At 64.2% G+C, this 17,717-nt stretch carries 11 protein-coding genes; 6 read left to right on the top strand and 5 right to left on the bottom strand.

The features are described from left to right. Positions 1 to 5: 5 nt before the first annotated feature. The 4 genes from FJ960_RS19565 to FJ960_RS19550 form a co-directional block, all read right to left on the bottom strand. Positions 6 to 1,214: an acetyl-CoA C-acetyltransferase gene (locus FJ960_RS19565; RefSeq protein ID WP_140507584.1), complete on the bottom strand. Its 1,209-nt coding sequence runs from the start codon at positions 1,212 to 1,214 to the stop codon at positions 6 to 8. A gap of 34 nt (positions 1,215 to 1,248) precedes the next feature. Continuing rightward, the gene (locus FJ960_RS19560) at positions 1,249 to 2,421 is read right to left on the bottom strand and encodes an acyl-CoA dehydrogenase family protein (protein WP_140716161.1); all 1,173 of its coding nucleotides are present in this window, start codon (positions 2,419 to 2,421) and stop codon (positions 1,249 to 1,251) included. A gap of 54 nt (positions 2,422 to 2,475) precedes the next feature. After that, a complete protein-coding gene (locus FJ960_RS19555; protein ID WP_140716159.1) occupies positions 2,476 to 4,287 on the bottom strand; it encodes an acyl-CoA dehydrogenase in 1,812 nt (603 codons plus the stop codon). A 263-nt stretch (positions 4,288 to 4,550) separates the two neighbouring features. After that, positions 4,551 to 5,012, bottom strand: coding sequence for a MerR family DNA-binding transcriptional regulator (locus FJ960_RS19550; protein ID WP_140507737.1), 462 nt, complete (start codon positions 5,010 to 5,012; stop codon positions 4,551 to 4,553). 453 nt (positions 5,013 to 5,465) lie between these two features. On the opposite strand from FJ960_RS19550, the gene FJ960_RS19545 reads away from it, so the two are divergent. The 4 genes from FJ960_RS19545 (at position 5,466) to FJ960_RS19530 (ending at position 12,873) form a co-directional block, all read left to right on the top strand. Beyond that, positions 5,466 to 9,548: a peptidoglycan-binding protein gene (locus FJ960_RS19545; protein WP_140716157.1), complete on the top strand. Its 4,083-nt coding sequence runs from the start codon at positions 5,466 to 5,468 to the stop codon at positions 9,546 to 9,548. 193 nt (positions 9,549 to 9,741) lie between these two features. Continuing rightward, the gene (locus FJ960_RS19540; protein WP_140716155.1) at positions 9,742 to 10,665 is read left to right on the top strand and encodes a sulfite exporter TauE/SafE family protein; all 924 of its coding nucleotides are present in this window, start codon (positions 9,742 to 9,744) and stop codon (positions 10,663 to 10,665) included. After that, positions 10,665 to 11,453: a TIGR02186 family protein gene (locus FJ960_RS19535; RefSeq protein WP_140716153.1), complete on the top strand. Its 789-nt coding sequence runs from the start codon at positions 10,665 to 10,667 to the stop codon at positions 11,451 to 11,453. The genes FJ960_RS19540 and FJ960_RS19535 overlap by 1 nt, the downstream gene beginning before the upstream one ends. 163 nt (positions 11,454 to 11,616) lie before the next feature. Continuing rightward, complete coding sequence (locus FJ960_RS19530) at positions 11,617 to 12,873, top strand: Hsp70 family protein (RefSeq protein WP_140716150.1); 1,257 nt, start codon at positions 11,617 to 11,619, stop codon at positions 12,871 to 12,873. Between the two features lie 2 nt (positions 12,874 to 12,875). On the opposite strand, the gene FJ960_RS19525 is transcribed toward FJ960_RS19530, so the two are convergent. Then, positions 12,876 to 13,772 carry a LysR family transcriptional regulator gene (locus FJ960_RS19525; protein ID WP_140507595.1) on the bottom strand — a complete coding sequence of 299 codons (897 nt, stop codon included), beginning with the start codon at positions 13,770 to 13,772 and terminating at the stop codon, positions 12,876 to 12,878. Positions 13,773 to 14,050: 278 nt separating this feature from the next. On the opposite strand from FJ960_RS19525, the gene FJ960_RS19515 reads away from it, so the two are divergent. Both FJ960_RS19515 and FJ960_RS19510 read left to right on the top strand, forming a co-directional pair. After that, positions 14,051 to 16,981, top strand: a complete 2,931-nt coding sequence (locus tag FJ960_RS19515; protein ID WP_181174275.1) for a molybdopterin oxidoreductase family protein — start codon at positions 14,051 to 14,053, stop codon at positions 16,979 to 16,981. Next, positions 16,978 to 17,712: a 4Fe-4S dicluster domain-containing protein gene (locus tag FJ960_RS19510; protein WP_140716146.1), complete on the top strand. Its 735-nt coding sequence runs from the start codon at positions 16,978 to 16,980 to the stop codon at positions 17,710 to 17,712. The genes FJ960_RS19515 and FJ960_RS19510 overlap by 4 nt, the downstream gene beginning before the upstream one ends. Positions 17,713 to 17,717: the final 5 nt, after the last annotated feature.

Genomic DNA, 17,717 nt, shown 5'->3' with positions numbered 1-17,717 from the left:
CCCCGTCAGACGCGTTCGATGATGGTTGCGGTACCCATGCCGGCACCGATGCACAGTGTCACCAGCGCGGTGTTCAAGTCGCGGCGCTCGAGTTCGTCCAGCACCGTGCCGAAGATCATCGCGCCGGTGGCCCCGAGCGGATGGCCCATGGCGATGGCGCCGCCATTGACGTTGATCTTGTCGTGCGGGATCTCGAAAGCCTGCATGTAGCGCAGCACCACCGAGGCGAAGGCCTCGTTGAGCTCGAACAGGTCGATGTCCGACAGCTTCATCTTGGCACGCCTCAACAGTTTCTCGGTGACGTCGACCGGGCCGGTCAGCATCAGCACCGGCTCGGAGCCGATGTTGGCGAAGGTGCGGATGCGGGCGCGGGGCTTGAGGCCCATCGCCTTACCGGCCTTCTTCGAGCCAAGCAGCACGGCCGCCGCGCCATCGACAATGCCGGACGAGTTGCCGGCGTGATGGACGTGGTTGACCTCCTCGACCTCGGGATGCTTCTGCACCGCCACCGCGTCGAAGCCGCCCATTTCGCCGGGCATGACAAAGGACGGATTGAGCGAGGCGAGCGACTGCATGTCGGTCGACGGCCGCATATGCTCGTCATGGTCGAGAATGGTCAGTCCATTCTGGTCCTTGATCGGTATGACCGAGTTCTTGAAGCGGCCATCAGCCCAGGATCTTGCGGCGCGCTTCTGGCTCTCGACCGCGTAGGCGTCGACGTCGTCGCGCGAGAAGCCGTATTTGGTGGCTATCAGGTCGGCCGAAATGCCTTGCGGCACGAACCAGCCGGGCAGGCCGACCGAAGGATCCATGAACCAGGCGCCGCCGGACATGCCCATGCCGACGCGCGACATCGATTCGACGCCGCCGGCGATGACGATTTCATCGGCGCCCTGCGCGATCTTGGCGGCGCCGAAATTGATGGCGTCCAATCCGGAGGCGCAGAAGCGCGAGATCTGCATGCCGGGTGCCTTGGTGTCGTAGCCAGCCTCGAAAGCGGCGGCACGGGGAATGACGGAGCCCGCCTCGCCGACCGGGTCGACGCAGCCGAAGATGATGTCGTCGACCGTGCCGGTGTCCAGCCCGTTGCGGTCGCGCAGTGCCTCGAGCGTCCTGGCGGCGAGCCGCACCGCCGGCACCTCGTGCAGCGATCCGTCCTTCTTGCCCTTGCCGCGCGGCGTGCGAACGGCGTCATAGACATAAGCTTCGGCCATTTTCATGCTCCTTGGGTTCGCTGAAGAGAGCTGCTCAGAGCGAGCGTCCGATCAGCAATTTCATGATCTCGTTGGTGCCGCCGTAGATGCGCTGGACGCGGGCGTCGCGGAACATGCGGGCGATCGGATATTCATTCATGTAGCCATAGCCGCCGTGCAATTGAAGGCATTCGTCGACGACTTTACCTTGCAGGTCGGAGAGCCAGTACTTGGCCATCGAGGCCGTTACCGGATCCAGCCCGCCATTGATGTGGCGGGTGACGCAGTCATTGTAGAAGACACGGCCGATGGTGGCCTCTGTCTTCAATTCAGCCAGCTTGAACTGGGTGTTCTGGAAGTCGATGATCGCCTTGCCGAAGGCCCTGCGCTCCTTGACGTAGTCGATGGTCAACGCCAGCGCCCGCTCGATCATGGCAATCGCCCCGGTGCCGATCTGCAATCGTTCCTGCGGCAATTGCTGCATCAGCTGGACGAAGCCCTGTCCCTCTTCATGGCCGAGCAGGTTGGAGGTCTGCACACGCACGTCGTTAAAGAACAGCTCCGACGTGTCGTTGGCCTTCAGCCCGATCTTGTCGAGGTTGCGGCCGCGCTGGAAGCCTTCGACCTCATCGGTCTCAATAACGATCAGCGAGGTGCCCTTGGCGCCCTTCTCCGGATCGGTCTTGGTGACGACGATGATGAAGTTCGCCAGCTGGCCGTTGGTGATGAAGGTCTTGGAGCCATTGATCTTGTACTGGTTGCCATCCTTCTCGGCACGCGTCTTGACACCTTGCAGGTCGGAACCGGCGCCGGGCTCCGTCATGGCAATGGCGCCGATCAGTTCGCCGGTGGCGAGCCTGGGCAACCATTTCTTCTTCTGCTCTTCCGAACCGTAATGGAGGATGTAGGGCGCGACGATCGAATTGTGCAGGCCGATGCCGAAACCGTCGACGCCGACATGGCCGATCGCCTCGATGATGGCACTCTCATGCGCGAAGGTGCCGCCCGAGCCGCCATATTCCTCCGGCATCGAGGCGCAGAGCAGGCCGGCGGAACCTGCCTTCAGCCAGCTTTCGCGGTCGACCATCTCGTTGTTTTCGAACTCGTCGTAGCGCGGTGCGATCTCCTCCGACATGAAACGGATAGCCATGTCGTAGAGCATGCCGACCTCGTCGGCCGCCCAGGCTGGCTTCGGCAAAGAGAGCACTTCGGCGGGATTTGTCGCCACGATTTCCTCCGCGTATCGACAGACAGACAGACAGACAGACCAGCGAGGTTGAGTTTAGAACGCTTCCGCCGGCAGGGCCATCAGCGTATCGGCGCCACTAGAAATACGGGCGAGGTGGGCCGAGGTCTCCGGCATGATCCGTTCCATGAAGAAGCGCGCCGTCACGACCTTGTTGTCATAGAACGCCCCCTTGTTTTCAAGGAAAGAGTGGGAACCGTTGGCGCCGGTCTTGCCCTGTGCCGCCTTGGCCATCCGCGCCCACATGTAACCCAGCGCCACGAGGCCGAAGAGATGCATGTAGTCGGTCGAGGCCGCACCGGCATTGTCGGGCTTGGCCATGCCGTTCTGCAGCAGCCACATGGTCGCCGCCTGCAAATCGTTGAGGCCCTTCTTCAGACCCTTGGTAAACGGCGCCATCTTCTCGTCCGCGCGGTTTTCCTCGCAGAATTCGCCGACCTCCTTGAAGAAGGCCTGTATGGCGCGGCCGCCGTTCAAGCCGAGCTTGCGGCCGACGAGGTCGAGCGCCTGGATGCCATTGGCGCCTTCATAGATCATGGCAATGCGGGCATCGCGCACGAACTGGCTCATGCCGTGCTCTTCGATGTAGCCGTGGCCGCCGAACACCTGCTGCGCCATCACGGCGTGGTCGAACCCCTTGTCGGTCAGCACGCCCTTGACCACCGGCGTCATCAGGCCGGTGTAGTCGTCGGCCGCCTGGCGGTCCTTGTCGTCGGCGGAGCGGTGCGCGATATCGGACTTGATCGCGGTCCATAGCGCCAGGGCACGGCCGGCCTCGTTGAACGCCTTCATGGTCATCAGCGAGCGGCGGATGTCGGGATGGACGATGATCGGGTCGGCCTTCTTCTCCGGCGACTTAGGGCCCGACAGCGAGCGGCCCTGCAAACGGTCCTTGGCGTAGGCGACGGCGTTCTGGTAGGCGATCTCCGACAGCGACAGCCCCTGCAGGCCGACGCCGAGCCGCGCCTCGTTCATCATCGTGAACATCGCCTTCAGGCCGCCATTGGCCTCGCCCAGCAGCGTGCCTTCAGCCTCGTCATAGTTCATGACGCAGGTCGAATTGCCGTGGATGCCCATCTTCTCCTCGATGGAACCGCAGGAAACGGTGTTCCTTGTCCCCGGATTGCCCGACGCATCGAGCTTGAACTTCGGCACGATGAACAGCGAGATTCCCTTGACGCCTTCGGGGGCGCCTTCGATACGGGCCAGCACCAGATGGACGATGTTGTCCGACATGTCGTGCTCACCGGCCGAGATGAAAATCTTCTGGCCTGAAATCTTGTAGGTGCCATCGCCGTTCGGCACTGCCTTGGTGCGCAGCAAGCCGAGATCGGTGCCGCAATGCGGCTCGGTCAGGTTCATGGTGCCGGTCCAGGTGCCCTCGACCATCCTGGGCAGCCAGGTCGCCTTCTGCTCGTCGGTGCCGTGGGTGATGATGGCCGCGATCGCACCCTGGGTCAGGCCGGGATACATCATCAACGACATGTTGGCCGACACCATGTATTCGGCCACCGCCGTGTGCACGGCATAGGGCAGGCCCTGGCCGCCGAACTCGACCGGAGCCGCCAGGCCCATCCAGCCGCCTTCGCGATACTGGTCGAACGCTTCCTTGAAGCCCCTGGGCGTGGTCACCGAGCCGTCGTCGTGGCGCACGCAGCCTTCCATGTCGCCGACACGGTTGAGCGGATGCATGACGTTCTCGGCGAGCTTGGCCCCTTCGGCGAGAATTGCCTCCAGTATGTCGGGCGTTGCGTCGGCGAATCCGGCAAGGTTCGAATAGCGCTGATAGCCCAGCACCTCGTTGAGCACGAACAGCGTGTCCTGGACCGGGGCCCTGTAAATCGGCATGCTTTCCTCCACCATGCGGATAAAGGCCCCGAAATCAAGCCGTGCGCGGCAAGCGGGCCAATGTCGAAGTGGCAATAGCAAACATTGACGTTTGCGTAAACGTCAATATTTTCGATGCGACAAGATTCCGTCGCCACGCGCGCGGAGCCTGGCGTTGCGGCATTGCGCAAGCCAGCGCGAAACAGCAGGCCATGACAGCGAAAAGCCGCGCAGCATGGCCACGCGGCTTTGATGGTGAAAGTCCGACAGTGTCGGAGAGTGGCTTAGCTCGCGACGCTCGCCTGCGGCGTCGAACGCTCGGCCAACATCTGGCGCACCGCCGACATCGAGCCGCCGAGCTCATTGATGGCGTCGTCGATCAGTGCCCGCTGCTTCTGCAGGCGAGCGAGCTGCTTCTCCGACTTGTCCAGCGCCAACCGCAACTGCTTGGTGTTGGAACCGGTCGGATCGTAGAGGTCCATCATCTGCTTGACGTCGCGCAGCGAGAACCCAACCTTTCGGCCGAGCAGGATCAGCTTCAGCCTGGCCTTGTCGCGGCGCGTATAGAGACGGGTCGAACCGTCGCGCTGCGGGTGGAGCAGGCCTTTGTCTTCATAGAAGCGCAGCGTGCGCAGCGTCACGCCATACTTTTTGGCCATTTCGCCGATGCGGGAGAGATCCTCGCCGACTTCTACGGATGCATTATTGGTATTGGCCGCGGTCTCGCCGGCCGAGATAAGTTTCATGGTCACTGGCTTCCCCGTCTGGTGGCGTCGCGGTCCCGGACCATGCGTCGCCTGACTGGAAGCGGGGGCGTGCTTCCAGCCGTGGTTTCAACAAACAAATCGCAAACAGCACAGTTGATGCGCCATTTACGTTTACGTCAATTCTATACCGATAGCCGCCTCATGACGCAAGGGCGTTCTGAGAACGGTGCCTTATGCCGCACCGGAAATCGCGACAGCCAACTTCCTTGCAACTTCTTAAGCTTGGTTAACGCGTTGTTTACCACGTTGGGCGAAATGTGCGCGTGTCGGCTATCCGTGGTTATCCTGTATCGAATTTTCACGGTTTTTCGGAGCGCGGGTGAAACCCGGGAAGCTTGTCTTCCACCGTGGCATGGAAGCGCGGTCGCCTCGTTCCGGCAGGGACTTGGGGAGCTGGTCGCAAGCCGGCCAATCTGAAAGACGGACGCACCGATGAACAGCAAGCGGTCCTATCTCGATACACTCAATGCCGGCAGGCAGCGCAAGCCGCAGACAACGCTCGAGCAGCTGAACCGCTCGCTGGAGACCCTGGAACAGCGCCTGGGGCAGACGCGTGAGGACGCGACGGCACGGCCCGTTCCTCGCCAATATGGCGCCGACCCGCGTTACCCCGCCGCGGAACCGCGTTATCCCGCCGCGCAGCCGACGGCCCAGCAGCGCTGGTATGAGGATCCGCAGCCGGCACCGCGTGCGCACAACCCGGCGCCCTCGCCTGCCTTCGACCAGAATTACCAGGCAATCGCGCGCGACATCGACCGCGTGCGCGGCCAGGAAGACAGCGTCGCCATGGTCGGCAAGATCGCGGGCGAGCTGCGCGGCATGCGCGAGGAACTGCGCCACCAGGTGACTTCAGGCCTGCAGCGCGAATTCGACGCGCTGCGCAAGGACATCGACCGCGCCTTCCAGGCGAACGCCAAGCCCGGCGCGACAGGCAAGGGCAGCGCCGAACTCGGCGTGGAATTCGAGCGGCTGTCCGGCGCCATCAAATCGCTGTCGGAGAAGAGTGACGACAGGAGCGTCAACCTGCTGCGACTGGAACTCGAGCAGGTCAAGGCCGCGCTCGACACGCTGGCGCGCGAGGAGAGCGTGCAGAAGGTCGACCGCCGCTGGGACGATTTCGATCGCCGCTGGACTGCCTTCGAGGACCGCGTCGACGCCGATCAGCGCAAGCGCTCCGACGATCCCGCCCTTGCGGCCCTGACCGATCGGCTGGAGCAGATCAGCAACGCCGTCAACAACCTGCCGGAATCGCTGTCGCTGCGTTCGCTGGAGGAAAAGGTCCGCACACTGGCTGGGGCGGTCGACCATTTCGCCAACCAGCAGGACAATCGCGGCGGCGGCACGCTGGCCATGATCGACGAGCGGCTGGACGAGATTTCCCGCGCCATCGTAGCCTCGACAGTCGCCGCACAGGCGAATTCAATCGACCACGAAGCCTTCGAGCGCATCGAGAAGCGGATCGACTCGCTCGCCCAGCAGATCGAGGAAGTGGCGCAGGACCGTCCCGGCAATGTCGTGGTCGACCGGTTGAACACGCTGTCGAGCCGGGTCGATGACCTCGCCGGCCGCGCCAACCTGCCCGAGCAGGCGATGGAACGGCTCGCAAAGCAGATCGCGCTGATCGCCGACAAGATCGATCAGGCGCCGGCCATGCCCGACGCCGACTACATCTTCCAGGGGCTTGAGCAGCGTTTCGACGTGCTGTCCGGCATGATGGAGCGTCGCCAGGGCGACGCCATCGAACAGGGCAACATGCTGTTTCGCGATCTCGAGCGCCGGCTGGACGAGGTTGCCGACCGGCTGGATCAGCGCAGCATGGCGCAGGTCGACAGCGCCGGCATCATGGACGCCATCGACGCCCGCTTCACCGCACTGGCCAAGCGCATGGAAACGCGCGCTCCCGATCCCGCCGGCGAGGCGGCGATCCGCGGGCTGGAAAGCAGGCTCGAGGATATTTCAAGCCGCCTGGACGCTTCGGCGGCCCAAGTCGCCGGCATCGATCCGGCGCTGATCCGCAGCCTGGAGGCGCAGGTCGCCGGCCTGTCTGCGCATCTTTCCAAGCCGAGCACGCCGCTGCCGGATTTCGAGGACATCAGCCCGCGGCTCAACGAAATCGAAAAAGCGCTGGCCGGGACCCGCGATTCCATCCTCGGCGCCGCACGCGAGGCGGCTGAGAACGCGGTGCGCTCGCTGGCCGGAACGAGCACCAATACGGCCGCGGTATCTGGCCTCGCCCAGGACCTGAAGACGCTGGAGACATTGACGCGGCGTTCCGACGAGCGCAATTCGCGCACCTTCGAGGCCATTCACGATACATTGCTCAAGATCGTCGACAGGCTGGGTTCGCTGGAAACCAGCGACCCGTCCGAAGCGGTAAGCGAACTCCTCGACGCGGCTCCGATCGAACCGAGTGGTTGGCGGGGCGCACGGCGGCCCAAGATGGCCGTGAACGCACCGTCGATGACGATGGACGAGCCGCAGCCGCTGACCGGCATGGCCGATCTGGACGCGCGTGCCGCGGCCATATTGCGCGCCGAGCCCGGCGAGCCGGCACCGCACGTTGAAACGGGCTTGTCTGCCCGGCCGGGCGCGCGCTCGCCCGCGGAAGCAGCAGCCGCCGCCGCGATGGCCGCACTCGGTTCCGACGCCACCGCCGGAGAGGGCCAGCCTGCTGGCCGCAAGTCGATGTTCGGCGGCCTGGCGCGCGCCTTCAAGGGCAAGAAGGCGGCGGATGTTCCGCCGCTGGCCGGCTCGGCGCCGAGCGTCGATATCCCGAGTGTCGATCTCGACGAGCCGCTCGACCCGAAAGTCGCCAACCGCCCGCTGGAGCCCGGCTCCGGCGCGCCCGACCTCAATGCCATCATGAAGCGCGTGCGCGACGAGCGCGGACAACCGGCAAAGCCCGGCGACAGCGACGCGGCGAAATCGGATTTCATCGCCGCTGCCCGGCGCGCGGCGCAGGCGGCCGCGGCCGAAGCCGACGCCCTGAAGCGCCAGTCGACGATGAAAGGCCCGGTCAAGGCGCTCAGGATAGGCGACCTGCTCAAGGCGCGGCGCAAGCCGATCCTGATGGCTGCGGCAGCGATCATGCTGGCGCTTGCCGGCCTGCAGCTCGGCAAGGCGTTTCTTTCGGATCCCGCCGCCCAGGTGGCAAATAACGACACGGCCCCGATCGTCGCCTCGCAGCCGGTGAAGACGGCATCTGTCGATACCGCCAGCCAGCCGAAGACCGAAGTCCAGCCGGCGACGACAGACAGCGCGCCGGCCCCTGCCGTCAGGCAGGCGGAACAATCCGCGCCGGCAAGCAAGGACGACATGGCGGCGCAGACCGTCATGGCCACGCCGTCTGATACAGACGCGATGCCGGATACCGCACCTGCCGCCGGGGCCGCTCCGGCATCGGTCGCGTCGGCCATGGCTTCCGGCCCGAGCACAGCCGCTCCCGAGGCGATGGCTTTGGCCGCGCAGGCGCCTGTTGCTCCGATGACCGCTGCTCCTACCATGACGGATCCGGCACCCGCCGCCATCGCCGGCGGTACGCAGGCAGATGCCGATGCCCAACCGGCCCCTGCTACGCCAGTCGCGACCGAGGCAACGGCCAACGACACGACTGGCGCCGTTGCGCCCATGGACAAGGCGGCAGCGACAGCCACGACCAAGTTCGACATCCCGGCAGATGCCGGCCCGGCCGCCTTGCGTGACGCCGCCGCCGGTGGCGACGCCAAGGCACTGTTCGAGGTCGGCTCGCGCTACGCCGAGTCGCGCGGCGTCAAGGAAGACATGGCTGTGGCCGCCAGATGGTATGAGAAGTCGGCGGAACTCGGCTTCGCGCCGGCCGAATACCGCATCGGCAATTTCTACGAGAAGGGCATCGGCGTCGCGCGCGACATCAAGAAGTCGAAGACCTGGTACCAACTCGCCGCCGCGCAGGGCAACGCCAGCGCCATGCACAATCTGGCCGTGCTGTTCGCCATGGCCGCCGATGGCGTGACCGACAATCAATCGGCCGCGCACTGGTTCCAGGAGGCCGCCGACCTCGGCGTCAAGGACAGCCAGTTCAATCTCGGCATCCTCGCCGCCAAGGGCGTCGGCATGAAGCAGAACCTGGAAGAATCCTACAAATGGTTCGCGCTCGTCGCCAAGACCGGCGATAAGGATGCCGCGGCCAAGCGCGACGAGATCGCGAATGCGCTGCGGCCCGAGCAGCTCGAGCGGGCGCGCGCCGCGACCGAATTGTGGAAGGCCAAGCCGCTCAACGCGACAGCCAATTCGGTGGACATTCCTGAATCCTGGCAGGAAGGCACGCCGCAGACGACCGCCGGCATCGACATGAAGAAGGCGGTCAAGAACATCCAGCTCATCCTCAACAAGAACGGCTATGACGCCGGCGGCGCCGACGGCGTGATGGGCGGGAAGACCAAGAACGCCATCATCGCTTTCCAGACCGCCAACAAGCTGCCGGCGACCGGCGCGGTCGACGAGAAACTGGTCAAGGCATTGCTGGCGCGCAAATAACGGCAGAAGCGTCGTTTCCACGACGCCCTTGCCATATATTTGCCTGTTAACTGATTGAGTTGTCTTTTTGTTTCGGCGCGGTGGCGGGATTTGATCCCGCTGCCGCGTCGTCGCAAGAGAAAATTGGCTTTTCGATGCGATACTGTCCGAAACGGCTTTATTCGCCGACAGGCAAACTGATCGAGACTGACGGGTGGGCATCTATCTCCCGATCGCGGAAATTTCCGTCAACGTCTTCGTGCTGCTGGCCATGGGCGCCGCGGTGGGCTTTCTGTCGGGCATGTTCGGGGTGGGTGGCGGCTTCCTCATCACACCGCTCTTGATCTTCTACAACATCCCCCCGGCGATCGCGGTCGCCACCGGCGCCAACCAAGTCATCGCTTCTTCCGTCTCCGGCGTCCTTTCGCACATGAAGCGAGGCACGCTCGACTTCAAGCTCGGCGGCGTGCTCCTGGCCGGCGGCATCGTCGGGTCCACCGCCGGCATCTACGTGTTCGGCTTCCTGCGCAGGCTCGGCCAGCTCGACCTGTTCATCTCGCTGCTCTACGTCGTGCTGCTCGGCAGCGTCGGCGGGCTGATGCTGGTCGAAAGCATCAACGCGCTGCGCGCCACGCGCAGCGGGGCGGCACCGGTGTTGAAGAAATCCGGCCAGCACAACTGGATCCACCGTTTGCCGCTGAAGATGCGCTTCCGCGCGTCGAAACTGTTCGTCAGCGTCATTCCGGTGCTCGGGCTTGGCGCCGGCATCGGCTTCCTGTCGTCGATCATGGGCGTCGGCGGCGGCTTCATCATGGTGCCGGCGCTGATCTATCTCTTGAAAGTGCCGACCAACGTCGTCATCGGCACCTCGCTGTTCCAGATCATCTTCACCTCCGCCTACACGACGCTGGTTCACGCCACCACCAACCAGACCGTCGATGTGATGCTGGCCTTCCTCTTGATGGCCGGCGGCGTGGCCGGGGCACAATATGGCGCCAAGGCCGGCCAGCGGCTGCGTGGCGAGCAATTGAGAGCCCTGCTGGCGCTGCTGGTGCTGGCGGTGGCGATCCGGCTCGCAACCGATCTGTTCGTCACGCCGCCCAACCTTTATTCGCTGTCCGGCGCGGGCCTCAACTGATGAATGGCCTGAAAGCGTTCGCAACCGTCGCTCTCCTGTCCCTGACCGCCGCGGCGCCGGCGAAGGCGCAGACGCCGCTGACGGAAGGTATCCAGATCGGCCTCTCCACCGACACCGTGTCGATCACCGCCGGTTTTTCCGGCGCCGACCTGACCATTTTCGGTTCGCTGGAAAATCCCGACCCGCTGGTGGCACGCCAGGGCCGTTACGACGTCATCGTCGTGCTCGAAGGGCCACCAAAACCGGTGGTAGTGCGCCGCAAGGACCGGGTGCTGGGCGTCTGGGTCAATCTGGATTCCGAGACCTTCGAGAACGTGCCGGTGTCTTATTCGGTGGCGACGACGCGGCCGTTGCAGGACATCACCGAACCCAACAGCTACAAGCAACTGTCGCTCGGCGCCTCCAACCTCTATATGCAGCCCGCCGATGCCGGTGACAGCCCGGCGACGATCGAGGAATTCACGGCGGCACTGCGCGAGCGCAAGGCCGCCGCCGGCCTCTACAGCGAGAATGTCGGCGGCGTGCAATTCCTGTCGCAGAACCTGTTTCGCGCCACCGTCAGGCTGGCGCCTAATGTGCCGGTCGGCACGCACAAGGCGCGCGCGTTCCTATTCAAGAGCGGCCTCTTCGTGAAGGAGAGTTCGGCGCAACTCGAAATCCGCAAATCAGGCTTCGAACAATCGATCTTCCGCGTCGCCCACGACTATTCGTTCCTCTACGGCGTGTTCGCCATATCGCTGGCCATGGTGACGGGCTGGCTCGGTCGGCTGGTGTTCCGCAAAGATTGATGCTGCGGGAAAAGAGGGGTTCCCCTTTTTCCCGCCATGCGATAAACCGCCGCCTCCCAGCCCAGGGGCAAACACGCACATACAATTCGCAAGAGCGGTCCCGGATGACAGCGCGATGCGCCGCCGCTGTTTTGCCGCCGTGAAACAATGACAGGAGGCTGCAATGCATCAGGCATTCGGCGGCATCGACTTCGGCACGTCCAATTCCACGGTGGGCGTGATCCGGAACGGCAAGGCGCGGCTGGTCGCGCTGGAGGGCGAACAACCCACTCTGCCAAGTGCGGTGTTCTTCAACTTGGAGGACGGCCACACCTATTTCGGCCGTCGCGCGATCGGCGATTATACCGACAGTATCGAAGGCCGCCTGATGCGCTCGTTAAAGAGCGTGCTCGGCAGTTCGCTCGCCCACGAGAAGACGCGTATCAAGGCGCGCCAGATCGGCTTCATCGACATTATCGGCCTGTTCATCGGTCATCTGAGGACGCGGCTGGAGGCGGACGCCGGCGGCGTGGTGGAGAGCGTGGTGCTCGGCCGCCCGGTGCAGTTCGTCGATGACGATGCGCAAGCCGACGCGGAGGCGCAAGGCGAACTCGAGAAGGCTGCCCGTGCCCAGGGCTTCAAGCATATCGCCTTCCAGTTCGAGCCGATCGCGGCGGCGCTCGACTACGAGCAGAAGGTGACGCGCGAGGAACTGGCGCTGATCATCGACATGGGCGGCGGCACGTCGGACTTCTCGATCGTGCGGGTCTCGCCGGAGCGCTCGCGATCGATCGACCGCAAGGACGACATCCTGGCCAGCCGCGGCATCCATATCGGCGGCACCGATTTCGACCGGCTGCTGAGCATCGCCCATGTCATGCCGCAGCTCGGCTATCTCTCCGCGACCAAGGACGGCAAACGCAATCTGCCGGCCAGCTACTTCATCGATCTCGCCACATGGCAGCGCATCAACCTGGTCTACACCGCCAAGGCGATGACGCATCTGCGCCAGATCCGCTACGAGGCCGCGCGCGCCGATCTGGTCGACCGCTTCATCCATATCGTCGAGCACCGCTACGGGCACGCGCTGGCGGCGCTGGTCGAGAAAGCCAAGATAGAGCTGACCGACAGGTCATCGGCGGACGTGGCGGTGAAGCTGCCGGACGCGAGTTTCGCCGCGGAAATCACGCGCGACGGACTGGAGGCCACGATCGCCCGGGATATCGAGCGGGTCACCGAAACGGTGGCGCAGACCATCCGCGACGCCGGAGTCAAGCCGTCCGACATCACCGCGGTGTTCCTGACCGGCGGATCGACGGCGATCCCGCTGGCAAGGCGGGAAATCCTGTCGCTGGTGCCGCAGGCTTCCGTCATCGACGGCGACATGTTCGGATCGGTCGGGCTTGGCCTGGCGCTCGACGCGCAGAGGAAGTTCGGCTGACCCTACCCTGACCCGTTCATCTCCGCAGCCAGATGCGCCTTCAGCGCCATCTGGGCCAGGCTTGCCTGACGGTCGCGATGGGTGATCATGGCGAAGTCGCGCTTCGGCAATTCGATCGGCACGGCTCTCAGGCTCCCCTCGGCGACCGCGCGCCCGACGACGAGCTCCGAAATGATGGTCGCGCCGGCGCCGGCCTCGACGGCCTGACGAACCGCCTCGTTGCTGGGCAGCACCAGGAATATCCTGAGGTCGGCAAGCGAAATCCCCTCGCGGCGCGCCAGATCCTCCAGCACCTCGCGCGTGCCGGAGCCGCCCTCGCGGATGATCCAGCGCAGGCCGGTGATGTCGGGGCGGCCCGGCGCGATTTCGACGATCTTGGGATGAGAGCTGGCAACGACCAGCATCAACCGGTCGGTATCGACTTTGGCGCGGCGCAATATGTCGGATTCGGTGCGCCCTTCGACCAGGCCGAGATCGGCGGTTCCATCGAGCACGCTGGCCTCGACCTGCCTTGTGTTGCCGATGGTGACGCTAAGCCTGACGGCCGGATGCGCCTCGTGGAAGGAGGCCAGCCGGCGCGGCAGCCAGTAGCTGGCGATGGTCAGGCTGGCGGCGATAGAGAGGCTGCCGGCGACCGTCTGCGAAACATGTTCCAGCACATTGCGGGCGGCAGCGGCCCGCTCCAGCACGGCCTTGGCCTCGGGCAGGAACCGGTGGCCGGTCTGGGCCAGCTCGATGTTGCGGCCGACGCGGTTGAACAGATGGACGCCATGCTGCTCTTCCAGCGCGCGAATAGCCGCCGACGCGGCCGATTGGGAAATGCCCAGGAGTTCGGCCGCCTTGGTCATGTGGCCGCGCTCGGCGACGGCGACGAAAATGCGCAACTGATCCAGGGTCATGCGCGCATTAAGAACCAATATCGATCGAATTTACAAGAACAACTGATTAGACGGATCGATAGCTTTATTCTACTTTTTCGGAAGAAGTTAGAAAAAATTCGCCAATGGATCGCGAAGGATAAAATGATCGGGCGGTTCAGATCCCTGCTTGCGCATTGGACCCGCGGCATCCGACGGCGGTTGGCCGGTGATCAATACCACCCGGAAGAGCATTACATGCGCGGCCCCGGGCCGAAGACGCGAGCCAAATCCGCCGGCTGCGCGAGCAGCACGGGATGATGATGCAAGGACCGCCGCGCGGCGCCAATTCAGCCCCCTCGCAACGCCAGCTTGCCGACACGCGCGCGCCCGATGAGGGCGATGGCGTCGACACCTCGCCTGACGTTTCCGACAGCATCGCCAAGACGACCTGCTACATGTGTGCCTGCCGCTGCGGCATCGACGTGCATATCAAGGACGGCAAGGTCCGCTACATCAACGGCAACAAGGATCATCCGGTCAATCGCGGCGTGATCTGCGGCAAGGGCAGCTCCGGCATCATGCAGCACTACAGCCCGGCCAGACTGAAGAAGCCATTGCTGCGCATCGGCCCACGCGGCTCGGGCGAGTTCCGCGAGATCGAATGGGAGGAAGCCTTCTCGATCGTCACCGGGCGGCTGTCGGATATCCGCCGCACCGATCCTAAAAAACTCGCCTTCTTCACCGGGCGTGACCAGTCGCAATCCTTGACAGGCTGGTGGGCGAGCCAGTTCGGCACGCCGAACTTCGCCGCCCATGGCGGCTTTTGTTCGGTGAACATGGCGGCCGGAGGCCTTTACACGATCGGCGGCTCGTTCTGGGAGTTCGGCGAGCCCGATTGGGACAACACGAAATACTTCATGCTGTTCGGCGTCGCCGAGGACCATGATTCCAACCCGATCAAGATCGGGCTGGGCAAGCTCAAGGCGCGCGGCGCCAAGGTGGTCTCGATCAATCCGTGCCGGACCGGCTACAATGCGATCGCCGACGACTGGATCGGCATCCGGCCCGGCACGGACGGCCTGTTCGTGTTCGCGCTGATCCACGAACTCTTGAAAGCCGGCCGCGTCGATCTCGATTATTTGCTGCGCTACACCAACGCGCATGTCCTGGTTATCCAGGAGCCGGGTGCGGCCGATGACGGGCTGTTCGTGCGCGACAGCGACGGCAATCCGCTGGCATGGGACAGAGTGGCGAAGCGTACGGTGAACGCCACCGATGCCGACGCCAAACCGGCACTGACCGGCAGCTGCGATGTCGATGGCCGCTACTGCGTGCCGGTGTTCCAGCTCATTGCAGACCGCTATCTCGACGAGAGCTACGCACCCGATGCGGTCGCGGAGCGTTGCGGCGTCTCCGCCGGAACGATCCGCCGGATCGCGGCCGAACTGGCCCACGTCGCCTTCGAACAGGCAATCGAATTGCCGGTCGCGTGGACCGACTGGGCGGGGCGCCGGCATGAGACGATCAAGGGACGCCCCGTTTCGATGCACGCGATGCGCGGCATCTCGGCCCATTCCAACGGCTTTCATACCTGCCGCGCCATCCACCTGCTGCAGGTTCTGCTGGGTACGGTGGACGTGCCGGGCGGCTTCCGCTTCAAGCCGCCCTACCCCAGATCCGCCCCGCCGGGTCCGAAGCCGTGCGGCAAGGACGTGAGGCCGATGACGCCGCTCGACGGCATGCCGCTCGGTTTCGTTTGCGGGCCCGATGATCTGCTGGTCGACGAAGCGGGCACGCCGCTGCGCATCGACAAAGCCTATTCCTGGGATTCGCCGCTTGCGGCGCATGGCCTGATGCACACCGTCATCCGCAACGCCTGGGCCGGCGATCCTTACCCGATCGACACGCTGATGATGTACATGTCGAACATGGCCTGGAATTCCTCGATGAACACGGTCGAGACCATGGCCATGCTCACCGATCATGATGAAGCGGGCAACTACAGGATCCCCTTCATCATCTATTCCGACGCCTACTACTCCGAGACCGTGCCGTTCGCGGACCTCGTCCTGCCCGACACCACCTATCTCGAGCGTCATGACTGTATCAGCCTGCTCGACCGGCCGATCAGCCATGCCGACGGGCCGGGCGACGCCATCCGCCATCCGGTCGTCGAGCCCGACCGCGACGTCAGGCCGTTCCAGTCGGTGCTGATCGAACTCGGCGCGCGGCTTGGCTTGCCCGGCTTCGTCGAAAACGATGGCTCGGCGAAGTACCGCGACTACGCCGACTACATCGTCAATCATGAACGCACGCCCGGCATCGGCCCGCTCGCCGGCTGGCGCGGCAAGGATGAAACCTCGATCGGCAAGGGCGAAGTCAACCCCAACCAGTTGCAACGTTACATCGACAATGGCGGTTTCTGGCACCACGACTTCACCGACGACCAGCGCTACTATAAGATGGCCAACCGCTCCTATCTCGATTTCGCGGTGCAACTGGGCTTCATCCCGAAGGCCGAGCCGATCATCTTCCAGCTCTATTCCGAACCGATACAGCGTTTTCGGCTGGCCGCGCGCGGTCATGGCCTGGTGGTGCCGCCCGAGAGCGAACGCGAGCGCGTCGAGACCTACATGGACCCGCTGCCGTTCTGGTACATGCCATTCGAGGAAGCGGCCGTCGACCTTGGAAAATATCCGCTGCACGCGCTGACGCAGCGGCCCATGCACATGTACCATTCCTGGGGTTCGCAAAACGCGTGGTTGCGGCAGATCACCAGCCAGAACCGGCTGTTCGTACATCACCGGACCGCGGCCGGCCTCGGCCTCGCCGACGACGACTGGGTGTGGATCGAGAGCATCAACGGCAAGGTGAAGGGGCAGATCAAGCTGGTCGACGGAGTGAACGAGAGCACGGTCTGGACCTGGAATGCGATCGGCAAAAGGCGCGGCAGCTGGGGGCTGAAGGACGATGCCGCCGAGAGCAATCGCGGCTTCCTGCTCAACCACATTATCGGTGACCAGACTTCTGCTGACGTCAGCGGCAAACGCTATTCGAATTCCGATCCGGTCACGGGACAAGCTGCGTGGTTCGATCTGCGCGTCCGCATCGTGAAATGCAGGGCCGAAGAGATCGGCTTCACCGAACCGCAATTCGAGCGTTTTCATCAGCCACCGCATTTCGGATCCTCGCCGGACAAGCTCACTTTCGGCACCGGGTTCCGGCAGGCAAGAGAGGCGGGCGAATGACCTGTCTTCCACATCCAGGCGGCAAGAAGCTTGGCCTCGTCATCGACCTCGACACCTGTGTCGGTTGCCAGGCCTGCGTCACCGCCTGCAAGGAGTGGAATACCGGCGGTCACATGGCGCCGCTGACCGACATCGACCCCTATGGCGGCCATGTCGACGGGGTCTGGTTCAACCGCGTACACAGTTACGAGCACATCACCGAGATGGGGGGGCGCACTGTGAACTTCCCGCGCTCCTGCCTGCATTGCGAGACGCCGGCCTGCGTCACCGTCTGCCCGACGGGCGCCTCCTACAAGCGGGCCTCCGATGGCATCGTACTGATCGATGAGGACAAGTGCATCGGCTGCAAACTGTGCAGCTGGGCCTGCCCCTACGGCGCGCGCGAATTCGACACGGATGTCGGCGTGATGAAGAAATGCACGCTCTGCGTCGACCGCATCTACAACGACAACCTGGCCGAAGGAGACCGCGTGCCGGCCTGCGTCGCCGCCTGCCCGACCAGCGCCCGGCATTTCGGCGACCTCGGCGATCCCCAATCCCCTGTTTCGGAACTGGTGGCGGAGCGGGGCGGTGTCGACCTGATGCCGGAACTCGGCTATCGCCCGACCAACAAATACCTGCCGCCGCGCGCTCACACGCAACGCGCCGCATCGGTGGCCGCTCCCGCGCTGGAGCCGGTACGGGCCGAGGGCGGTTTCCTTGGCTGGGTCGACCGCATGCTTTCAAGCTGACCATC

Source organism: Mesorhizobium sp. B2-3-11, assembly GCF_006442215.1.
Lineage (GTDB): Bacteria > Pseudomonadota > Alphaproteobacteria > Rhizobiales > Rhizobiaceae > Mesorhizobium > Mesorhizobium salmacidum.
The sequence above is the reverse complement of the archived record's forward strand: the minus strand, read 5'-3'. Positions and strand labels throughout refer to the sequence as shown.